The 17,293-nt window shown below is 67.9% G+C and carries 19 protein-coding genes; 11 read left to right on the forward strand and 8 right to left on the reverse strand.

The genetic code is table 11. From position 1 onward, the window contains the following. Positions 1-84 precede the first annotated feature (84 nt). From ACY3GB_RS14295 to ACY3GB_RS14305, 3 genes are read right to left on the reverse strand one after another with little or no spacing between them, the layout of a single operon-like run. Positions 85-459: a DUF4440 domain-containing protein gene (locus ACY3GB_RS14295; RefSeq protein WP_463089324.1), complete on the reverse strand. Its 375-nt coding sequence runs from the start codon at positions 457-459 to the stop codon at positions 85-87. 22 nt (positions 460-481) lie between these two features. Continuing rightward, a complete protein-coding gene (locus ACY3GB_RS14300; protein ID WP_046156045.1) occupies positions 482-871 on the reverse strand; it encodes a VOC family protein in 390 nt (129 codons plus the stop codon). 58 nt (positions 872-929) lie between these two features. Beyond that, positions 930-1,652 (reverse strand): helix-turn-helix transcriptional regulator, encoded by a 723-nt coding sequence (locus tag ACY3GB_RS14305; RefSeq protein ID WP_463089325.1) that lies wholly within the window; start codon positions 1,650-1,652, stop codon positions 930-932. A 99-nt stretch (positions 1,653-1,751) separates the two neighbouring features. Between ACY3GB_RS14305 and ACY3GB_RS14310 the strand changes: the two genes are divergently transcribed. From ACY3GB_RS14310 to ACY3GB_RS14320, 3 genes are all read left to right on the forward strand, one after another. Beyond that, positions 1,752-2,021, forward strand: coding sequence for a hypothetical protein (locus ACY3GB_RS14310; RefSeq protein ID WP_463089326.1), 270 nt, complete (start codon positions 1,752-1,754; stop codon positions 2,019-2,021). A gap of 100 nt (positions 2,022-2,121) precedes the next feature. Next, a complete protein-coding gene (locus tag ACY3GB_RS14315) occupies positions 2,122-2,739 on the forward strand; it encodes a glutathione S-transferase family protein (protein WP_463089327.1) in 618 nt (205 codons plus the stop codon). A gap of 20 nt (positions 2,740-2,759) precedes the next feature. Continuing rightward, complete coding sequence (locus ACY3GB_RS14320) at positions 2,760-3,425, forward strand: O-methyltransferase (protein ID WP_463089328.1); 666 nt, start codon at positions 2,760-2,762, stop codon at positions 3,423-3,425. A 61-nt stretch (positions 3,426-3,486) separates the two neighbouring features. Here the strand turns inward: ACY3GB_RS14320 and ACY3GB_RS14325 are convergent, their stop codons facing one another. Beyond that, positions 3,487-4,224 (reverse strand): BPSS1780 family membrane protein, encoded by a 738-nt coding sequence (locus ACY3GB_RS14325; RefSeq protein WP_463089329.1) that lies wholly within the window; start codon positions 4,222-4,224, stop codon positions 3,487-3,489. A 241-nt stretch (positions 4,225-4,465) separates the two neighbouring features. On the opposite strand from ACY3GB_RS14325, the gene tkt reads away from it, so the two are divergent. The 8 genes from tkt (at position 4,466) to ACY3GB_RS14365 (ending at position 12,789) form a co-directional block, all read left to right on the forward strand. Continuing rightward, a complete protein-coding gene (tkt, locus tag ACY3GB_RS14330) occupies positions 4,466-6,454 on the forward strand; it encodes a transketolase (protein ID WP_463089330.1) in 1,989 nt (662 codons plus the stop codon). A gap of 94 nt (positions 6,455-6,548) precedes the next feature. After that, the gene (gap, locus tag ACY3GB_RS14335) at positions 6,549-7,559 is read left to right on the forward strand and encodes a type I glyceraldehyde-3-phosphate dehydrogenase (RefSeq protein WP_463089331.1); all 1,011 of its coding nucleotides are present in this window, start codon (positions 6,549-6,551) and stop codon (positions 7,557-7,559) included. 308 nt (positions 7,560-7,867) lie between these two features. Beyond that, positions 7,868-9,043 carry a phosphoglycerate kinase gene (locus ACY3GB_RS14340; RefSeq protein WP_463089332.1) on the forward strand — a complete coding sequence of 392 codons (1,176 nt, stop codon included), beginning with the start codon at positions 7,868-7,870 and terminating at the stop codon, positions 9,041-9,043. A gap of 137 nt (positions 9,044-9,180) precedes the next feature. Next, positions 9,181-9,810 (forward strand): LysE family translocator, encoded by a 630-nt coding sequence (locus ACY3GB_RS14345; protein ID WP_463089333.1) that lies wholly within the window; start codon positions 9,181-9,183, stop codon positions 9,808-9,810. Positions 9,811-9,894: 84 nt separating this feature from the next. After that, positions 9,895-10,959, forward strand: coding sequence for a class II fructose-bisphosphate aldolase (fba, locus tag ACY3GB_RS14350; protein ID WP_463089334.1), 1,065 nt, complete (start codon positions 9,895-9,897; stop codon positions 10,957-10,959). 289 nt (positions 10,960-11,248) lie between these two features. Continuing rightward, a complete protein-coding gene (moaD, locus tag ACY3GB_RS14355; RefSeq protein ID WP_463089335.1) occupies positions 11,249-11,500 on the forward strand; it encodes a molybdopterin converting factor subunit 1 in 252 nt (83 codons plus the stop codon). Position 11,501: 1 nt separating this feature from the next. Then, the gene (moaE, locus tag ACY3GB_RS14360) at positions 11,502-11,978 is read left to right on the forward strand and encodes a molybdopterin synthase catalytic subunit MoaE (RefSeq protein ID WP_463089336.1); all 477 of its coding nucleotides are present in this window, start codon (positions 11,502-11,504) and stop codon (positions 11,976-11,978) included. Positions 11,979-12,003: 25 nt separating this feature from the next. Then, complete coding sequence (locus ACY3GB_RS14365) at positions 12,004-12,789, forward strand: TIGR00266 family protein (protein WP_463089337.1); 786 nt, start codon at positions 12,004-12,006, stop codon at positions 12,787-12,789. A gap of 6 nt (positions 12,790-12,795) precedes the next feature. On the opposite strand, the gene thpR is transcribed toward ACY3GB_RS14365, so the two are convergent. From thpR to ACY3GB_RS14385, 4 genes are all read right to left on the reverse strand, one after another. Further along, entirely contained in the window at positions 12,796-13,317 is a 522-nt protein-coding gene (gene thpR / locus ACY3GB_RS14370) for an RNA 2',3'-cyclic phosphodiesterase (protein WP_463089338.1), read from the reverse strand. 7 nt (positions 13,318-13,324) lie between these two features. Next, complete coding sequence (locus ACY3GB_RS14375; protein WP_463089339.1) at positions 13,325-14,938, reverse strand: response regulator; 1,614 nt, start codon at positions 14,936-14,938, stop codon at positions 13,325-13,327. Between the two features lie 22 nt (positions 14,939-14,960). After that, a complete protein-coding gene (locus ACY3GB_RS14380; RefSeq protein ID WP_463089340.1) occupies positions 14,961-16,574 on the reverse strand; it encodes a response regulator in 1,614 nt (537 codons plus the stop codon). A 25-nt stretch (positions 16,575-16,599) separates the two neighbouring features. Beyond that, positions 16,600-17,293 (reverse strand): ATPase, T2SS/T4P/T4SS family (locus tag ACY3GB_RS14385; RefSeq protein ID WP_463089341.1); only part of this gene is annotated, 694 nt, incomplete at its 5' end.

Below are 17,293 nucleotides of genomic sequence, written 5' to 3' on the forward strand. Positions count from 1 at the left end.
AGTCGGCGAGCATTGTGGATAAGCCGCCATTTCCGCCAACGCGCATGATCGCGCCGCGTGAAGCCGCGCCGCGCGGGGCCTGGACTATGGGACTGGGGTGTCCTGGCTGAACAGGTTGCGCCACCGGCCGTCCCGGTGCAGCCACAGCGAGGAGATGTACATGGTCTCTGTCCGCTCGGCGCCGGGACGCAGCCATTGCGCGCGGTAGCTGAGCAGGCCGGCGCCGGGCGCGGCCCAGACCAGCCGTTCCTGGTCCAGCTGGTAGCGGACGGCGGCGGGGCCGGCGCGCAACGGCGCGACGTGGTCGTCGCGGTTGGAGAAGCCGCTGGCGTAGACGCCGACGAAGCCGACGTCCAGCAGCGCGGCGTCGGCATCGGCGTCGCCGGCCACGAAGGCCCGCCACACGCCTTCCTCCAATGACAGCAGCAGCGGCAGCGAGGGGGTAGGAATCGCGTTCATGCCTTAAGCATAGCGCATCGGTTCACGCGGCTTCCTCTTCCCGCTCGATGAAGGCGAACACGTGGCCGTCCGGGTCAGGGAAGTAGCAGATCCGGCAGTGGTCGTCCTCGTACCTGGCGATGATGTCTATCTTGTCGCCCGCCTGGTCCAGCTTGGCGAAGATGTCGTCGACGCGCAGGTAGAAGATGGCGCTGGCCGGCGACAGGCTGGATGCCGGGCGCGGCAGGAAGGCGCAGGCGCCCGCGCGCGGCTGCACGGTGAACAGCGTGGCGCCGCCCTCGCGGACCGCGTGCACGGTTTCGTGCCGGGAGAGGCTGTCGCGGACGACTTCGTAGCCGAGCGACTCGAAGAAGTCCAGCGTGGCGCCGGCGTCCTGCACGGCGAGCCGGACGCAGAAGGGGTGGGAGGGCATGGTTTTCCTTTCGTTTCGGGCGCCGGATTGGCTTGGACCGCCGCGCCCATGCGACAGTTTAGAATGCCCCTGCTGACAGCGTATTGTCAGTGGCATGCTCGCGCCGCCACGCTTGCTGTTGCCGGCGCAGGTAGTCGGCCAGGCTGGCGTGCGATGGCGGCGGCGCGGATTCGGTCCGCCGCAGCCCCTGGATCAGGTCGACGCGGAAGCTGCGGTAGTCGCCGCGCAGGCCGCACCACGCCACCAGCGTCCATTTGCCGCCCCAGTACAGCAGGCCCAGCGGAAACACCGTGCGCCGGGTGCGGGCCTGCGCCAGGCTGAAGTAGTCGATCTCCAGCGCCGCGCGCTCGGCGATGGCCAGGCGCAGCTGGTCCCAGCGCGCCTTGTGCGCGTCGTCGAACGGCTCGGTGAAGGCCAGCACCGCGCCTTCGCCGTCGCTGGCGCGCGCGTCGGGCAGGCTGGCGTAGATCTTGGCCAGCAGGCTTTGCGCCGCCCGGCTCAGGTCGTTGCCCACCGCGCGCGACAGCATGTCCATCGCCAGCGTCAGCGCTTCCAGCTCGGCCGAATTGAGCGTCAGCGGCGGCAATTCGAAGTTTTCCTCCAGCCGGTAGCCGACGCCGGCCTCGCCGTACACCGGGATGCCGTTGACCGACAGGTCGTCGATGTAGCGGTAGATGCTGCGCACCGACACGCTCAGCCGCTCGGCCAGCTCCGCCGCGGTGATGGGCTGGCGGGCGCGGATCAGGTTGACCAGTTGGAACAGGCGTTCGGCTTTGCGCATGGGTGTGATCGTCGGCTGCGGGGTTGCCAAGTGTAGCGCCAACGCGCGGGCGGCTACACTGAATCAAGGGCCCGCCGGGCCGCCAAGCGGGAGGGGATCATGGACATGCTCAGTCGCGAAAGCCTGTTGTGCCTGGTGGAGGACGTGGAGGCGGAGGACCCGATCGATTACGCCGACCTGCCGTTCGACGAAAGCAATCTGCGCGAGTTGATCGTCGATTCGTTGCTGGAGCGCGAGCTGGTGTTCCGCGCCGAAGAGCCCGACGAAGCCAAGCGGATGCTGGTCTATCTGGCCGCCACCGCGCGGCTGACGCTGGAGAACATGGTGCTGCACGCCCGGTTGCTGCGGGCGGGGCTGGAAGAGGCCTAGCGCCGGTTTTGAGGATAGTTTGCGCGCCGGCCGCCGGCGAAATAATCATACGGCATGAATAGGATTATACTGGCGGTTTTCCCACCGCGAGGAAGCCGCCATGCTCCGCATTCTCGGCCGCAGCAATTCCATCAATGTCCGCAAGGTGCTGTGGACCTGCCATGAAATCGGCCTCGACTACGAACGCGAGGACTGGGGCCGCGGCGTGCGCCCGGTCGCCGATCCGGAATTCCTGGCGCTGAATCCGTTCTCCATGATTCCGGCGCTGGTGGACGGCGAAGTGACGCTGTCCGAATCCAACGCCATCTGCCGCTATCTGGCCGCCAAGCACGGCCGCCACGACCTGCTGCCCGCCGATCCGGCCGCCCGCGCCCAGGTCGAGCGCTGGATGGACTGGCAGATCGCCGATCTGAATCCCGCCTGGAGCTACGCCTTCCACGCGCTGAGCCGCAACAGCCCCGAGCATCGCGATCCGGGGCGCATCGCCGACAGCGTGGCGGCGTGGAACAAGCAGATGGCGGTGCTGGAGTCGCAGTTGGGCGAGGGCTGGGCGCGGGGCGACGCGTTCACGCTGGCCGACATCGTGCTGGGCGTGTCGGTGCAGCGCTGGCTGCTGACGCCGTTCGACAAGCCGGCGCTGCCGAAGACCGAAGCCTATTTCGAGCGCCTGCGCCGCCGCCCCGCCTACCAGGCCCACGGCGGCGAGGGCGTGGCCTGATGGAGAACCGGGAGATGACGATGCAAGCGCAATGGGACGCGGTGGACGATTATTTCTGCCGACAGCTGGTTGATCAGGACGCCGCGCTGGAGGCGGCGCTGGCGGACAGCGCGGCGGCCGGGCTGCCGGCGATCAATGTGGCGCCCAACCAGGGCAAATTCCTCAACCTGCTGGCGCGCATCCACGGCGCGCGGCGGATTCTGGAGATCGGCACCCTGGGCGGCTACAGCGCGATCTGGCTGGCGCGCGCGCTGCCGGAGAACGGCCGGCTGGTGACGCTGGAATACGAGCCCAGGCATGTGGAGGTGGCGGCCGCCAATCTGGCCCGCGCCGGGGTGGTCGGCAAGGTGGACATCATCCAGGGCGCGGCGGCGGACTCGCTGCAACGGTTGATAGACGACGGCGCGGCGCCGTTCGATCTGGTGTTCATCGACGCCGACAAGCCGAACAATCCGGTGTATTTGGAACTGGCGCTGCGGCTGTCGCGGCCGGGCACGGTGATCGTCGGCGACAACGTGGTGCGGGCGGGGGAAGTGGCCAATCCGGCCAATCCCGATCCGGCCATCGTCGGCACCCGCCGCTTCATCGAGCTGATGGGCGGCCATCCGCGCTTGTCGGCCACCGCGATCCAGACCGTGGGCGGCAAAGGCTACGACGGCTTCGCGCTGGCCATCGTCGAGGGCTGAGCGCGGACGCGAAAACGGGCAGGCGCCGCGAGGCCCTGCCCGTTTCGCTTGGCCGCGCGGCTTACTGTTGTGGCGCGAACACATCGCGCCAGCCGGTGTAGGCGGTGACGAAGGCCACCGGAATCCATAGCAGCAGGCCCAGTCCCAGCGGCAGCAAGGCCACCAGGCAGCTGACCCCCAGCACCAGGCTGGCCACCAGCAGCGGCAGCCAGTTGCTCAGGCAGGCCTTCAGGCTGGCGCGCAGCGCCGGCCAGGGATCGATGCGGTTCAGCGCCACCATGGTGGGCGCGAACCAGTAGGCCATGCCCACCAGCACCCCGCCGATCAGGGCCAGCGCCCCCAGCGCGACGGCGGCGCCGCCGCCGGCGGCGGTGGACGCGCCCGCCCCGGCCGCCTTGCCGAGCAGGCCGCCCATCAGGCCGCCGGACACGCCCATCGCCACCGCGGCCACGATCACCGCCAGCATCAGGCCGAAGATCATCGCGCCCAGCAGCAGCAGCGGGCCGGGCATCTGGCGGAAGGCGGCGAACAGGTCGGCCAGCTCCAGCTCCTCGCCGCGCTCGGACTTGGCGGCGGCCATCACGAAGCCGGCGGCGAACAGCGGGCCGATCAGCGCGCTGGCCAGGTCGCCCAGCACCGGCACCACGCTCAGCGCGATCTGGATCACCAGGTAGACCAGGGTCAGCAGCACCCAGGTCAACGGTTGCTGGCGCACGATTTGGAAGGCTTCCACGAACCAGCGCCAGCCTTGGCCGGCGCCGACTTTGCGATGGATGGGCGGACTGTTGGGTTGCTGCATGGGGTTCTCCGGAAAGGCGCGCTCAGGCGCGCAATGTTGATCGAATATGTCGAAAGAATGCGTTTGATCGTTGCTTATGCCTGATTGTACTCAATTTGCGCCGGGGCGGCCGGTTGCCGGGAAAGGGCAAAATCGGCGATAATCTCGCGGTTTTGCGACGGAGTGCCCCTGTCGCCAGCCGCATCGAGCGCGAGGGATGGACCGTCGTACCGGTTCCCAATAGTCTTGAGGTTTTACCTGCATGGTTACCCGCACCGAGCTTGCCAACGCCATCCGCTTCCTCTCCATGGACGCCGTGGAAAAAGCCAAATCCGGCCACCCCGGCGCCCCGATGGGCATGGCGGACATCGCCGAAGTCCTGTGGCGCGATCACCTGAAGCACAATCCGGCGAACCCGGCCTGGGCCGACCGCGACCGCTTCGTCCTCTCCAACGGCCACGGCTCGATGCTGATCTACAGCCTGCTGCATCTGACCGGCTACGATCTCTCCATCGACGACCTCAAGAACTTCCGCCAGCTGCACTCCAAGACCCCGGGCCACCCGGAATACGGCTACGCGCCGGGCGTGGAAACCACCACCGGCCCGCTGGGCCAGGGCATCACCAACGCCGTCGGCATGGCGATGGCCGAGAAGATGCTGGCCGCCCAATTCAACCGCGACGGCCACGAAATCGTCAACCACCACACTTATGTGTTCCTGGGCGACGGCTGCCTGATGGAAGGCATCAGCCACGAGGCCTGCTCGCTGGCCGGCACCTGGGGCTTGAACAAGCTGGTCGCCTTCTGGGACGACAACGGCATCTCCATCGACGGCCACGTCGAAGGCTGGTTCAGCGACGACACGCCGGCCCGCTTCGAAGCCTACGGCTGGCAGGTGATCCGCAACGTCAACGGCCATGATCCGGCCGAGATCGCCACCGCGATCGCCACCGCCAAGAAGAGCGCCGACAAGCCGACGCTGATCTGCTGCCGCACCACCATCGGCTTCGGCGCCCCCACCAAGCAGGGCAGCCACGACTGCCACGGCGCGCCGCTGGGCGCCGCCGAGATCGCCGCCGCGCGCGATCTGCTGAAGTGGCCGCACGCGCCGTTCGAAATCCCGTCCGAGATCTACGCCGAGTGGAGCGCCCGCGACCAGGGCGCCGTCGCCGAGATCGAATGGAACAAGCGCTTCGACGCCTACCGCGCCGCGCATCCGCAGCTGGCCGCCGAGTTCGAGCGCCGGATGGCGGGCGAGCTGCCGGCCGGCTGGGCCGAAGCCCAGGCCGCCGCCATCGCCAAGATCGCCGACGCCGCCCAGACCGTGGCCACCCGCAAGGCCAGCCAGATCGCGCTGGAAGCGTTCTCCCCGTCCCTGCCCGAGTTCGTCGGCGGCTCCGCCGACCTGACCGGCTCCAACCTGACCAACTGGTCCGGCAGCCAGTGGATAGACGGCGAAGGCAACGGCAACTACATCAGCTACGGCGTGCGCGAGTTCGGCATGGCCGCCATCATCAACGGCATGACGCTGCACGGCGGCCTGCGCCCGTACGGCGGCACCTTCCTGATGTTCAGCGAATACGCCCGCAACGCGCTGCGCATGGCCTCGCTGATGAAGATCAACCCGATCTTCGTGTTCACCCACGATTCGATCGGCCTCGGCGAAGACGGCCCGACCCACCAGCCGGTGGAACAGACCGCCACGCTGCGCTACATCCCCAACCACCACGTCTGGCGTCCGTGCGACACCACCGAGACCGCGGCGGCCTGGGCGCACGCGATCGAACAGAAAACCACCCCGTCCAGCCTGGTGCTGAGCCGGCAGAACCTGCCCTTCGTCGCCCGCGACGCCGCGCAGACCGCCGCGATCAAGAAGGGCGGCTACGTGCTGCGCGACGCGGCCGGCGCCAAGGCCGTGCTGATCGCCACCGGCTCCGAAGTGGAGCTGGCGCTGAAGGCGCAGGAAACGCTGGCCGCCGAAGGCGTGCCGGTGCGCGTGGTGTCCATGCCCTGCACCAATGTGTTCGACGCCCAGGACAAGGCCTGGCAGCAGAGCGTGCTGCCGGCCGGCCTGCCGCGCGTGGCGGTGGAGGCCGGCCATCCGGACTTCTGGCGCAAGTACGTGGGCCTGGAGGGCGACGTGGTCGGCATCGACCATTTCGGCGAATCCGCCCCGGCCGGCCAGCTGTTCAAGGAGTTCGGCTTCACCGTGGAAAACGTGGTCGCCAAGATCCGCGCCGTTCTGCGTTAAGACGTAAACAGACCACCGGGGCGACTCGGTGGTCTTTTTTTGCCGTGTCATGTAGTGCCGCCACTACATTCAGTACCCTGGAGAAGAGAGAAGCATGACCATCCGCCTCGCCATCAACGGTTACGGCCGCATCGGCCGCCAAGTTCTGCGCGCCATCTACGAAAACAAGTTGCACGACGACTTCAAGGTGGTGGCGGTCAACGCCTCCGGCGATCTGAACATCAATGCCCACCTGACCCAGTTCGACACCGTGCACGGCCGTTTCCCCGGCAGCGTCGAGCAGGATGGCGAACATCTGATCCTGAATGGCGACAAGATTCCGTTCTTCAGCACCCGCAACCCGGCCGAGCTGCCGTGGAAGGCGCTGGAAGTCGACCTGGTGCTGGAGTGCACCGGCGCCTTCACCACCAAGGAAAAGTGCCAGGCCCACTTGAACGCCGGCGCCAAGAAGGTGCTGATCTCCGCGCCGGGCGGCGACGACGTCGACGCCACCATCGTCTACGGCGTCAACCACGACACGCTGACGCCGGAGATGGCCGTGGTGTCCAACGCCAGCTGCACCACCAACTGCCTGGCGCCGGTGGCCAAGGCGCTGAACGACGCGATCGGCATCAAGAAGGGCCTGATGACCACCATCCACGCCTTCACCAACGACCAGGTGCTGACCGACGTCAAGCACAAGGACCTGCGCCGCGCCCGCTCCGCCACCGACAACATGATCCCCACCAAGACCGGCGCGGCCAAGGCCGTCGGCCTGGTGCTGCCGGAGCTGAAGGGCAAGCTGGACGGCTTCGCGGTGCGCGTGCCCACCATCAACGTGTCGCTGGTGGACCTGACCTTCACCGCGATGCGCGACACCTGCAAGGACGAGATCAACGAGATCCTGCAAGGCGCGGCCAACGGCAGCATGAAGGGCATCCTGGGCTTCAACACCCTGCCGCTGGTGTCCGGCGACTTCAACCACACCGAGCAGGCGTCCACCTTCGACTCCACGCTGACCAAGGTGACCGGCGGCAACCTGGTCAAGGTATTGGCCTGGTACGACAACGAGTGGGGCTTCAGCTGCCAGATGCTGCGCACCGCGCGCGCGATGTTCGGCCGCTGAGGCGGGCGGCGCCAAACGGCGGGGCGGACGGCATGGCATGCCATTCGCCCTGTTGTTTTGTTACATAGGGCGCGCAAAGAATTTGATTGGTGTTAAAGTGACGCCGCCTGATCGGCATACACTGCCGGATAGGGGCGATCACCGGTCCGCGCGCCCGGCGCGCTGGAGACGGCGGACGCGGACGGGAAATTTTGCGACAGCCCGCGCGTCGAAAAGGGATTGCCCGTGGTTTCTTCCTAGCCTGTTCCGCAAGACCGGCGGCCCGCCGCTTGCCGGACCGTTCCGCATCCAACCGAGCGAGTGAAACGATGAAATTCAACAAACTCTCCGAACAGAATCTTTCCGGCAAGCGCGCGCTGATCCGCGTGGACATGAACGTGCCGCTGAAGAACGGCGTGATCGGCGACGACACCCGCATCCGCGCCAGCCTGCCCACCATCGAACACTGCCTGAAAGCCGGCGCCGCCGTGCTGCTGATGACCCACCTGGGACGTCCGACCGAGGGCGAGCCGAAGCCGGAAGACAGCCTGGCGCCGGTGGTGGCCCGCCTGTCCGAGCTGTTGGGCAAGCCGGTGCGCCTGATCGCCGACTTCCACGCCGGCGTCGAGCTGGCGCCGGGCGAAGTGGCGATGCTGGAGAACGTGCGCCTGAACAAGGGCGAAAAGAAGAACAACGACGAACTGGGCCGCGCCTACGCCGCGCTGTGCGACGTCTTCGTCCACGACGCCTTCGGCACCGCCCACCGCGCGGAGGCTTCCACCCACGCGGTGGCTAAGTTCGCGCCGGTGGCCTGCGCCGGCCTGCTGCTGTCGGCCGAGCTGGACGCGCTGTCCAAGGCGCTGCAGGCGCCGGCCCGCCCGCTGGTGGCCATCGTCGCCGGCTCCAAGGTGTCGACCAAGCTGACCATTCTGGAAGCGCTGGCGGACAAGGTGGACCAGCTGATCGTCGGCGGCGGCATCGCCAACACCTTCCTGTTGGCCGAGGGCAAGACCATCGGCAAATCGCTGGCCGAGGCCGATCTGGTGGAAGACGCGAAACGCGTGATCGCCAAGATCCGCGCCCGCGGCGGCGACGTGCCGCTGCCCGCCGACGTGGTATGCGCCAAGGAATTCGCCGAGACCGCCGCCGCGGCCACCAAGAACGTGGCCGAGGTGGCCGCCGACGACATGATCCTGGACATCGGCCCGGACTCCGCCAAACAGCTGGCCGCCATCATCGCCCAGGCTGGCACCGTGGTGTGGAACGGTCCGGTCGGCGTGTTCGAGTTCGACCAGTTCGGCAACGGCACCAAGACGCTGGCCCAGGCCATCGCCCAGTCCAAGGCGTTCTCGATCGCCGGCGGCGGCGACACGCTGGCGGCGATCGCCAAGTACGGCATCACCGACGACATCAGCTACATCTCCACCGGCGGCGGGGCCTTCCTGGAATTCCTGGAAGGCAAGGAGCTGCCGGCGGTGGCCATCCTGGCCGAGCGCGCGGGTTAAAGGGAAGGATCGCATGGCGGCGTTGGCCGCCATGCGCTTGAGAATATGGATATTTTGACGAACAGCGGGCGCGCGATTGGCCGCCTGGAGCGGCTGCTCCGTTATACTGGCGGGTATCCCCCCAGCAGGAGAATGTGATGTCGCTGCAAACCTGGCTGTTGTTCGTCACCACCGTGTTCTTCGTCTCCGCCACGCCCGGCCCCAACATGTTGCTGGCGATGACGCACGGCATCCATTACGGCGTGCGCCGCACGCTGATGACCTGTTTTGGGCTGATGAGCGCGCTGGGCCTGATCATGCTGGGCTCGGTGGCCGGCCTGGGCGCGCTGTTGGCCACGTCCGAGCTGCTGTTCTCCATCGTCAAGTACGCCGGCGCGCTGTACCTGGTCTACTTGGGCGTCAAGACCTGGCGCAGCCTGCCGCAGCCGGTGGCCGAGCTGCGCGAGGACGACAGCGGCAAGCACGGCCCGTGGGCCTTGTTCCGCCGCGGCTTCCTGGTGGCGATGAGCAACCCCAAGGCTTTCATCTTCTTCACCGCGCTGTTCCCGCAATTCATGAACGCGCATCAGCCGCAGGGGCCGCAACTGGCGATCCTGGCGGCCACGTTCTACCTGATCGAGTCCTGCTGGCAGCTGAGTTACGCCAGCGGCGGCGCCCGGCTGGCGCGCTGGCTGAACAGCGCGCGCCGGCTGCGCCTGGTCAACCGCTTCAGCGGCGGGGCCTTCGTCGGCGCCGGCCTGTTGCTGACCAGCCTGTCTCGACAATAACCATCACGGCTGCCGATCCGCCATCGTCAGCCGTTTTTTTCGAACCGGCCCCGCGAAGCGCGGGGCTTCCCGAAGGAGAAACTCATGGCACTCGTTTCCATGCGCCAGCTGCTGGACCACGCGGCTGAATACAGCTACGGCCTGCCGGCCTTCAACGTCAACAACCTGGAACAGATGCGCGCCATCATGGAAGCGGCCGACAAGGTCGACGCCCCGGTGATCGTGCAGGCTTCGGCCGGCGCCCGCAAATACGCCGGCGCGCCCTTCCTGCGCCACATGATCCTGGCCGCGATCGAAGAATTCCCGCACATCCCGGTGGTGATGCACCAGGACCACGGCACCAGTCCCGATGTCTGCCAGCGCTCGATCCAGCTGGGCTTCTCCTCGGTGATGATGGACGGTTCGCTGAAGTCCGACGGCAAGACCCCGGCCGATTACGACTACAACGTCGGCGTTACCCGCACCGTGGTCAACTTCGCCCACGCCTGCGGCGTGTCGGTGGAAGGCGAGATCGGCTGCCTGGGCAGCCTGGAAACCGGCATGGCCGGCGAGGAAGACGGCGTCGGCGCCGAAGGCGTGCTCGACCACAGCCAGCTGTTGACCGACCCGGAAGAAGCCGCCCGCTTCGTCAAGGACACCGGCGTGGACGCGTTGGCCATCGCCATCGGCACCAGCCATGGCGCGTACAAGTTCAGCAAGAAGCCCACCGGCGACGTGCTGCGCATCGATCGCATCAAGGAAATCCACGCCCGCATCCCCAACACCCACCTGGTGATGCACGGCTCGTCCAGCGTGCCGCAGGACTGGCTGAAGATCATCAACGAATTCGGCGGCGACATCGGCGAAACCTACGGCGTGCCGGTCGAAGAGATCGTCGAGGGCATCAAGCACGGCGTGCGCAAGGTCAATATCGACACCGACCTGCGCCTGGCGTCCACCGGCGCCATCCGCCAGTTCCTGGCCAAGAACCCGGCCGAGTTCGACCCCCGCAAATACCTGGCCAAGACCATCGAAGCGATGCGCGACATCTGTATCGCGCGTTACGAGGCCTTCGGCTCCGCCGGCCAGGCCAGCAAGATCAAGGCCATCAATCTGGACACCATGGCCAATCGCTACCTGAAGGGCGAGCTCGCGCAAATCGTGCGTTGAGCGCCGGATGACAGTGAATGTGGCGGAGCGGGCTTTGTAAGCAAGATGTAAAAACGCTTGCAAGGCATTGCTTATGCGACAATAATTCATTTGTCATTTCAGGAAAGGGATTTGTATGCCACTATCGGCTCAAACTCGATTGAGCGCCGCCGATGGCCATGCCGACTGCCCGACCCGCCTTCCCGGCGGGTTTTTTTTTGCCAATCGACGATGTTTGCGCGCCGGCATTGGCCCGGCCCGGCGGTTTGCATACACTGCCGGTATTCGGATCAAGAATCAGGAGGGACCCATGAAATTGAGCCTGCTGTATTTCGCCCGCCTGCGCGAGACGCTGGGCGTGGAGAGCGAGCAGCTGGACAGCGAGGCGGCCAACGTGGCCGAGCTGCTGGCCGAGCTGCGTCAGCGCGGCCAGGTATGGGCGCTGGAGCTGGCGGCGGACAAGGTGTTCCGGGTGGCGGTGAACCAGGAGATGGCGAGACTGGACACGCCGCTGGCCGACGGCGACGAAGTGGCGGTGTTCCCGCCGGTGACCGGGGGCTGAGATGACCGTCAACCATATCCGGGTGCAGACCGAGGGCTTCGACGTCGGCGCCGAGGTCAGGCGCTGGTCGGTCAATCCGGCCTGCGGCGCGGTGGTCAGCTTCACCGGCCTGGTGCGCGACTACGGCGACCGCCAGGACGTGGTGGCGCTGGAGCTCGAGCATTATCCGGGCATGACCGAGAAGGCGCTGGCCGACATCGTCTGCGAGGCGCGCAAGCGCTGGTCGCTGAAGGGGGTGACGCTGATACACCGCGTCGGCCGGCTGGCGCTGGGCGACGACATCGTGCTGGTGGTGACGGCCAGCGGCCACCGCCGCGACGCCTTCGAGGCCGCGTCCTTCCTGATGGATTATCTGAAACGGCAGGCGCCGTTCTGGAAATGCGAGATCCTGGCCGACGGCAGCCGCCACTGGGTGGACGCCAAGGCCAGCGACGAGGCGGCGGCGGCGCGCTGGGACGATCCGGCCGGCGCCGCTTGACCGGCCGTCGCACAGGAGAGCGGGCATGACGATGGACGTGATCGACTACCAGGTGTTCGGCGACGACATGCAGTACGTCGAGGTGGAGCTGGACCCGGGCGAGGCGGCGGTCGGCGAGGCCGGCGCGCTGTACTACATGCAGGACGGCATCGCGATGGACACCGTGTTCGGCGACGGCTCCGGCCGCGACGGCGGCGTGCTCGGTTCCTTGCTGGGCGCCGGCAAGCGGCTGCTGACCGGCGAATCGGTGTTCACCACGGTGTTCGCCAACCAGTCGCATGGCCGGCGCAAGGTGGCCTTCGCCGCCGCCACGCCGGGCAAGATCGTGCCGGTGCATTTGCTGGAGCTGGGCGGCGCGCTGTACGCGCAGAAGGACAGCTTTCTCGCCGGCGCCAAGGGCGTCAGCCTGGGCCTGGCCTGGCAGAAGCGCATCGGCACCGGCCTGTTCGGCGGCGAGGGCTTCATCATGCAGAAGCTGGAGGGCGACGGCTACGTGTTCCTGCATGCCGGCGGCGCGCTGACCGAGCTGCAGCTGCAGCCGGGCGAGACGGTGCGGGCGGATACCGGCTGCGTGGCGGCCTACCAGCCCAGCGTCGATTTCGACATCGAGTATGTCGGCAAGCTGAAGAGCGCGCTGTTCGGCGGCGAGGGGCTGTTCTTCGCCAGGCTGACTGGTCCGGGGCGGGTGTGGCTGCAGTCGCTGCCGCTGTCGCGGCTGGCCGACCGCATCGTCGCCGCCGCGCCGCGCGCCAGCGGGGAATCGAAAGAACAGGGCTCGCTGCTGGGCGGCCTGTTCAGCGACAAGAGCTAGGGCGCGTCAGCTGGCCCTGGGCTGGCGGCGCCAGCCGTCCAGCCGGTAGTGGCGGGCGCCGTCGGCGCGCAGTTCGGACGCCAGCAGCGCTACTTCCTCTAATGGCAGCGCCAGCGGCGGCAGCGCCTGTGCCGGCAGCGGCCGCGCCAAGCGGCGCAGCAAGGTCAGGTGCGGGCGGTAGGCTTGCGTCTCGATGGCCAACCCTGCCGCGCGTAGCTCCGTTTTCAGCTGCTCCACCCACGCGCACAGCGCCGCCGGCGGATGGGCCGGCCCGCACCAGCCGGCGTCGCGCCAGCTGCCGCAGCCGTCCAGAACGATGGCGGGCGGCAGGGTGGCGGCCGCCCGTTCGGCGCAATCGGCGGCCTGTTGCAGCCGCAGCGGCGTCAGTTCCCCCAGGAAAACCAGGGTCAGATGCAGCTGGGCCGCGGCAAGCGCGCGGCCGCCGGCCTGCCGCCGCAAGCTCGCCTGCCAGGCCAGCAAGCCGGCCAGGCATTCCGGCGGCGGCAGACAGGCCAGGAAGGCGCGCATGCCGGCCTCAGTCGTCGTGGCGGATCAGCGCCTGGCGGCGCTTGACGAAGCCGCGCACCCGCTCATTGTCGTGCGGCAGCCAGTGCAGCAGCTCGCGCAGGCCCTGCATCTCGCCGGCGTAGTCCTGGCCGGCCTCCTGCCGGTTTTCGGCGATGCGCAGCAGCATCGCGCAGCCGTACAGGCCCAGCCGGCAGTTCAGCGTCCGCATCGCCTCGCCGTGCAGCATCGCGGCGGCGGTTTCAAGCCGGCCCTGGTTGGCCTGCTCTAGCGCGGCGCGGCTCTTGTCCTGCAGCTCGGCGTAGGCGGCGCGCACCGCGTCGCCGCAAGCCGGCCGCGGCGCGGCCACTTCCAGCAGGCTGCCCAGCTCGTGGCGGCTGTCGGCGAAGCGCAGCGCGATGGATCGCGCCCAGTCCGGCGCGCGTTCGGCGCCGTGGTCGTCCGGCAGCTTGGCCGCCGCCGACAGCAGGCGCAGCGCGCTGGCGAAGTCGGTGTCGGGCGAGCCTATCCATTCGGCGGCCTCGGCCAGATGGGCTTCCGCCTGCTGCGGCCGCTGCTGGGCCAGCGCGGTCAGCGCGCGGCACACCGCCATCGTCAGCGGGCCGCCGGGCAGCTCGCCTTGGCGCGCGGCGATGTCGTGCTGCAGCCGGTCCAGCTGCTGGGTCTGGCCGCTCTCGCAGCGCGCCTGCAGCAGGTCCACCATCGCCTCCGGGCCGAAGAAGCTGTTGCCGCGGCCGATGTCGACCGCGCGCTGCAGCGGTTCCACCGCCCGCGTCGCCTCGCCGCTGCGCAGCAGCGCGGTGCCGTAGTGGTGCAGCCGGTTGAAGTTGCGCGGCGAGATCGCCACCGCCTTTTCCAGCGCGCCGGCGGCGTCGGAATAGTTGCCGTCGTCGGTCAGGTTCTGCGCCAAGAGGTCGTAGGCCTCGGTGTAGCGCGGCGCTTCGGCGATCACCTGGTCCAGCAGCGTATTGGCGCCGCCGCCGTCGCCCTGCTCGGACAGGATGCGGGCGACGCCCATCTTGGCCCAGGGCAGTTCATCCTTGGACAGCACCTCGCGGTAAAGCCGCAGCGCCGCCTCGTGCAGGCCTTCGCGCGCCAGCAGCTCGCCGCACAGCCGCTGCGCGTCCAGCCGCCGTTGGCGGCTGTCGGCCTCGGCGATCAGCCCGCCCAGGGCCTGGATCGCCTGCTCGGTCTTGCCCTTGTCCAGCAGCCGGTGCGCCGGCGCGAGGAAGGCCTTGCGCCGGGCGGCGGCTTCCAGCCGGTCCAGCAGCTGCTGCGAGGTGAAGGGCTTGAGGATGTAGTCGTCGGGCACCAGTTCGGCGGCGCTGGCCACCTGGCCGTAGTTGCGCTCGCCGGTGATCATCACCCACAGCGTGGACAAGGGCAGCGCCCCTGAGCGCCGCATCGCCTCCAGCAGCTCCTGGCCGTTCATGCCCAGGCCCAGGTTGTAGTCGCACAGCACCACGTCGTAGCGGCGGCCGCGCAGCCGGTTCTGCGCCTCGCCGGCGTGGCTGGCGGTTTCCGACTGGGTGACGCCGCCCATGGCCAGGATGGCGCGTATGCCCTGCGCCATGCTGTGGGCGTCGTCCACGATCAGGACCGTGGTGTTTTCATCGAATGCCATATCGCCTCTCGGGTGGCCGGCTTTATTCGCAGTCCGGGTTCAGCGCGTGCAGCCGGCGCAGGAAGCCGCGCACGCGTTCGTTGTCTTCCGGCAGCCAGTCTATCAGCCGCTGCACCTGGCGCTGCGTCTCGGCGAAGTCGAGCTTCGCCTTGTGGCGGTTCTCGCAGGTGCGCAGCAGCAGCGCGCAGGCGTTCATGCCGATGCGCTCGTTCAGCGTGTCCTGCGACAGCTGGTACAGCATGGCGGCGGCCTCTTCCAGCTTGCCGTTGCCGGCCAGCTCCACCGCCTTGTTGCTCTCCTGCTGCAGCGTTTCGTAGGCGTTTTCGATGGCGGCGTGGCCGGCCTCGTGCTTGTGGGAGATTTCCAGCAGCGTGCCCAGCTCGTGGCGGCCGTCGGCGAAGCGCAGCGCGATGCCGTGGCCCCATTGTTCCGGCAGATCATTGCTCAGCTCGGCCGGCAGCCGCACCGCGGCGGACAGGAAGCGCTGGGCGGAGGAGAAGTCGGTCTCGCGGGCGCGCAGCTCGCCGGCCACGCCCTGCAGCTGCGCCAGCGCGTCGCTGGGCCGCTGCTGGGCCAGCGCGGTCATCGCGCGGCACACGGCCATGGTCAGCTTGCCGCCGGGCAGCTCGTCGATGCGGCCGGCTATCTCGGCCTGCAGCCGGTCCAGCTGCTGGGTCTGGCCGCTCTCGCTGTAGGCCTGCAGCAGGTCCACCAGCACGTCGGGGCCGAAGAAATTGTTGTTGCGGCCGATTTCCACCGCCCGCTGCAGGTAGTCGGCGGCCTTGGTCGGGTCGCCGCAGCGCAGCAGCGCGGTGCCGCAGCTCTTCAGCCGGTTGAAGTTGCGCGGCGAGATCGCCACCGCCTTTTCCAGCACCACGGCGGCGGTCTGGTACTGGCCGTCGTCGATCAGGTTCTGCGCCAAGAGGTCGTAGGCGTCGGTGTAGCGCGGCGCGTCGGCGATGATCTCGCGCAGCAGCGCGTTGGATTCCTGGCTCTCGCCCTGCTCGGCGACGATGCGGGCGACGCCCATCTTGGCCCAGGGGATCACGCGCTGGGTCAGCAGCTCCTGGTAGATGGTCAGCGCCTCGCCCTGGCGGCCCTCGTTGACCAGCAGCTCGGCGGCCAGGCGTTTGGCGTCCAGCCGGTACTGCGCGTTCTGCGTCTCGCGCGCCAGCTGCAGCAGCACCTGTATCGATTGCTCCACCTTGCCTTGGGCCAGCAGCTTGTGCGCCGGGGCGAGGAAGGTCTTGCGCTGGCCGGCCAGGTTCATCCGGTCCAGCAACAGCTGGGAGGCGAACGGTTTGAGGATGTAGTCGTCGGGGGCCATCTCGGCGGCGGCCACCACCCGTTCGTAATGGCGCTCGCCGGTGATCATGATCCAGATGGTGGACAGCGGCAGGTTGCCGCCCTTGCGCATCGCCTCTAGCAGTTCCTGGCCGTCCATGCCCTCGCCCAGATTGTAGTCGCACAGCACCACGTCGTAGTGTTTGCCGCGCAGCCGGTTGCGGGCCTCGCTGGCGTTGCTGACGGCTTCAGAGCGGGTGATGCCGGCCATGGACAGCATGGTGCGCAGCCCCTGGCGCACGGTGTGGGAGTCTTCGATGATGAGTACGGTGGTGGTGGCGTCGAATTGCATGGCGGGTGCCGGCGCGCGGCCGGTCTCAGACGATATCCAGGTGGTCTATGCCTTCCAGCGGATCGCGGTTGCGCGCGCTTTCGCTGTACAGCTTGATTCTCAGGCGCAGGTCGTTGATGGAGTCGGCATTGCGCAGCGCGTCCTCGTAGGTGATCAGTTCGGCTTCGTACAGTTCGAACAGCGACTGGTCGAAGGTTTGCATGCCGGCCTCGCGCGAGCGCCCCATCACCTCCTTCAGCCCGGCGATCTCGCCCTTGAACACCATGTCCGACACCAGCGGGCTGTTGAGCAGGATCTCCACCGCCGCCACCCGGCCGCTGCCGGATTTGTGCGGCACCAGCCGCTGCGAAATGATAGAGCGCATGTTCAGCGACAAATCCATCAATACCTGCTGGTGGCGTTCCTCGGGGAAGAAGTTGAGGATGCGGTCCAGCGCCTGGTTGGCGTTGTTGGCGTGCAGCGTGGCCAGGCACAGGTGGCCGGTTTCGGCGAACTGCAGGCCGTAGGCCATGGTCTCGCGGTCGCGGATCTCGCCCATCAGGATCACGTCCGGCGCCTGGCGCAGGGTGTTTTTCAGCGCGATGTCCCAGCTTTCGGTATCGACGCCGATCTCGCGCTGGGTGACGATGGATTTCTTGTGGGCGTGCACGTACTCGATCGGGTCTTCGATCGTGATGATGTGATCCTGGTTATGGGTGTTGCGCCAATCCACCAGCGCG

It is taken from the genome of Chromobacterium sp. Ag138, assembly GCF_055181315.1.

What these genes read in the sequence shown, in the direction of transcription:
- ACY3GB_RS14365 (WP_463089337.1), top strand. Translation starts at nt 12,004, where the DNA reads ATGACGATGGACGTGATCGACTACCAGGTGTTCGGCGACGACATGCAG.
- ACY3GB_RS14315 (WP_463089327.1), top strand. Translation starts at nt 2,122, where the DNA reads ATGCTCCGCATTCTCGGCCGCAGCAATTCCATCAATGTCCGCAAGGTG.
- ACY3GB_RS14325 (WP_463089329.1), bottom strand. Translation starts at nt 4,224, where the DNA reads ATGCAGCAACCCAACAGTCCGCCCATCCATCGCAAAGTCGGCGCCGGC.
- fba (WP_463089334.1), top strand. Translation starts at nt 9,895, where the DNA reads ATGGCACTCGTTTCCATGCGCCAGCTGCTGGACCACGCGGCTGAATAC.
- ACY3GB_RS14375 (WP_463089339.1), bottom strand. Translation starts at nt 14,938, where the DNA reads ATGGCATTCGATGAAAACACCACGGTCCTGATCGTGGACGACGCCCAC.
- ACY3GB_RS14310 (WP_463089326.1), top strand. Translation starts at nt 1,752, where the DNA reads ATGGACATGCTCAGTCGCGAAAGCCTGTTGTGCCTGGTGGAGGACGTG.
- ACY3GB_RS14340 (WP_463089332.1), top strand. Translation starts at nt 7,868, where the DNA reads ATGAAATTCAACAAACTCTCCGAACAGAATCTTTCCGGCAAGCGCGCG.
- tkt (WP_463089330.1), top strand. Translation starts at nt 4,466, where the DNA reads ATGGTTACCCGCACCGAGCTTGCCAACGCCATCCGCTTCCTCTCCATG.
- gap (WP_463089331.1), top strand. Translation starts at nt 6,549, where the DNA reads ATGACCATCCGCCTCGCCATCAACGGTTACGGCCGCATCGGCCGCCAA.
- ACY3GB_RS14295 (WP_463089324.1), bottom strand. Translation starts at nt 459, where the DNA reads ATGAACGCGATTCCTACCCCCTCGCTGCCGCTGCTGCTGTCATTGGAG.
- thpR (WP_463089338.1), bottom strand. Translation starts at nt 13,317, where the DNA reads ATGCGCGCCTTCCTGGCCTGTCTGCCGCCGCCGGAATGCCTGGCCGGC.
- ACY3GB_RS14345 (WP_463089333.1), top strand. Translation starts at nt 9,181, where the DNA reads ATGTCGCTGCAAACCTGGCTGTTGTTCGTCACCACCGTGTTCTTCGTC.
- moaD (WP_463089335.1), top strand. Translation starts at nt 11,249, where the DNA reads ATGAAATTGAGCCTGCTGTATTTCGCCCGCCTGCGCGAGACGCTGGGC.
- ACY3GB_RS14305 (WP_463089325.1), bottom strand. Translation starts at nt 1,652, where the DNA reads ATGCGCAAAGCCGAACGCCTGTTCCAACTGGTCAACCTGATCCGCGCC.
- ACY3GB_RS14380 (WP_463089340.1), bottom strand. Translation starts at nt 16,574, where the DNA reads ATGCAATTCGACGCCACCACCACCGTACTCATCATCGAAGACTCCCAC.
- ACY3GB_RS14300 (WP_046156045.1), bottom strand. Translation starts at nt 871, where the DNA reads ATGCCCTCCCACCCCTTCTGCGTCCGGCTCGCCGTGCAGGACGCCGGC.
- moaE (WP_463089336.1), top strand. Translation starts at nt 11,502, where the DNA reads ATGACCGTCAACCATATCCGGGTGCAGACCGAGGGCTTCGACGTCGGC.
- ACY3GB_RS14320 (WP_463089328.1), top strand. Translation starts at nt 2,760, where the DNA reads ATGCAAGCGCAATGGGACGCGGTGGACGATTATTTCTGCCGACAGCTG.